The organism is uncultured Caballeronia sp. (assembly GCF_964243625.1).
GTDB lineage: Bacteria > Pseudomonadota > Gammaproteobacteria > Burkholderiales > Burkholderiaceae > Caballeronia.
Window position 1 is genome coordinate 1 of sequence record NZ_CAXTGZ010000825.1, and the last position, 2,182, is coordinate 2,182.

The following is a 2,182-nucleotide window of genomic DNA, read 5'->3' on the forward strand; positions in this document are numbered from 1 at the left end:
AGTCCGTCTATCCCGTCGCCATGTTGTCGGGCAACCGGAACTTTCCGGGCCGGATTCATCCGGATCTGGATCTGGGCTTCATCATGTCACCGCCCCTGGTCATCGCTTTTGCACTAGCTGGTGACGCGGAAGTCGATTTAAGCCAGGACCCGGTGCAAATCACCGCAGATGGTAAGCCCGTTTTCTTGAATGATTTATGGCCAAGCCGCGAGGAAGTTGCAGCGTTGGTGAAGCAGGGTGTGGAGCCGAGTGATTACCCCCGCGCGTTCGCTATCGCCAGTCAGAACCCGCTTTGGCACGAAATGAAAGCCCCCGAGAGTGCTCAATATCCGTGGGATCACGCGTCGACTGCGTTGCGTCGGCCGCCCTTTGCTTCGCTCTCGGAAGGCTCCCAGCTTGGCACCTACATCGCCTACCCGTTGCTCGTGCTGGGCGACGATGTAACAACCGATCACATTTCCCCTGCAAGTGCGATTCCGAAAGATAGCTACGTCGCTGACTTCCTGGTGGAGCGCGGAGACGATCGTAACGACCTCAATGTTTTTGCGTCTCGCCGCGGGAACTGGGAAGTTATGTTGCGTGCCGCCTTTTACAACAAGACGCTTGTCAATCTTTTGAAGGCTGACGCCCCGACGGCAAACACGTTGCACGTCCCGACTGGTGAAGTGCTGCCGATCTTCGAAGCTGCCAATCGATACCGCGCCGATGGAGACTCGGTCGTTCTCATCGCCGGCGAGCGATATGGGACGGGATCCTCGCGCGACTGGGCCGCGAAAGGCCAGCGACTGCTCGGCATTCGCGCGGTCCTGGCTGTCAGCTTCGAGCGTATTCACCGGTCGAATCTGATCGGGATGGGCATCCTGCCTCTGCGCCTGCCTGAAGGCATCACGCCCGCTTCGTTGAACGTTCGCCCCGGCGACAAGCTCGAAATCAGCGCATCAGCCGAGACGTTGGCACCTCGTTGCCTAATCGGTGTCAAAATCGTTCGTGTGGATGGGAAAATCGACCAATTTGAAGCAACGGCAGCCGTAGAAACGCAACTTGAAACGGCACTGCTGCGCGCCGGAGGCGTAATCCCATTGATCCTGCAAAAAACACTGGCAGCGCAATCGCTCCCGACCTGACGACCTAGGCGGAGCGTGCGAGCCGAATGAAGGAACAGGCTAGAATCGTCATGAACGACAAATCGATCGCCTCGCAAATCGTCGCGTTTATTCATGCAGAAGGAATGGCTGTCGGCAGTCACTTGCCGGCACAACTGATCGCGGATCGCCTTCGTGTGTCGCGCTCCCCGGTCAACGATGCGCTCGCCTTCTTGCATGAAAAGGGCGTGTTAATTCGCGAGCGGAATCGCGGATTTTTCTTGGCAAAGCCAGTGGAGCAGCCGCTCGACCAGGTCGTCGACCAGCTTGGTTTGGGCGAAGCGGATGTCGTCACGAGCGTTTATTTTCGAATCGCCGACGACAGGCTGAAGGGGTTACTGCCAGAGGAAGTCTCAGAGCAGGCGCTCAAAACGCGCTACGGATTAACGAATACCCAGCTCAACTCCGTGCTTGGGCGCATCTCGCAAGAAGGCTGGGCCGAGCGCAAACCGGGCTACGGCTGGCAGTTCTCTTCGATGCTGACCACCCCGGATAGCCTCTTGAAATCATATCGACTGCGATTGGCGCTAGAGCCGGCCGCGTTGCTAGAACCCGGATATCGGCTTGATCCAAAGGTACTCGAACGGTGCCGAGCGGCCGAGGTACATTTGCTGCAGGGAGGAATCGAAACAGATACTGCAGACCAGCTACACGACCGAGGGGTACGTTTTCACGAATCGTTGGTGGAAGCGTCGGGCAATTCATTTTTTATTGACACCATCAAGCGCGTAAATCGCGTCAGACGCTTACTCTCCTATCGCTCGATGCAGGACAGACAGCGCTATACCGAGCATTGCAAGCAGCACCTGAACGTTCTTGATCTACTGGAGAAAGAACGCAACGAAGAAGCGTCCGAGGAGCTTCGCGCTCATCTTCGCCACACGCTCGACGCGCTATCCAACATCAGCAACATTCTCAAACCCTAGATCGGATCCTTACCTGATCTCTTCCACATCGCTCATGACAGTCAACGCTTCGATTCTTTCCTCCTTCACGCCGACCGGGCGACTTCGTGCTTCAATTAATCTGGGGAATCCGAT

The 2,182-nt window shown here is 56.8% G+C and carries 2 protein-coding genes; both read left to right on the plus strand.

Annotated elements, in window-relative coordinates; genetic code table 11:
- Positions 1–1,124: aconitase family protein (locus tag ACFFAR_RS31410; RefSeq protein WP_375509249.1), on the plus strand; the 1,124-nt coding region annotated here is incomplete at its 5' end.
- A gap of 50 nt (positions 1,125–1,174) precedes the next feature.
- Positions 1,175–2,068 (plus strand): FCD domain-containing protein, encoded by an 894-nt coding sequence (locus ACFFAR_RS31415; protein WP_375509250.1) that lies wholly within the window; start codon positions 1,175–1,177, stop codon positions 2,066–2,068.
- Positions 2,069–2,182: the final 114 nt, after the last annotated feature.

Coding starts and splice junctions, on each gene's coding strand:
- ACFFAR_RS31415 (WP_375509250.1), top strand. CDS start 1,175: ATGAACGACAAATCGATCGCCTCGCAAATCGTCGCGTTTATTCATGCA.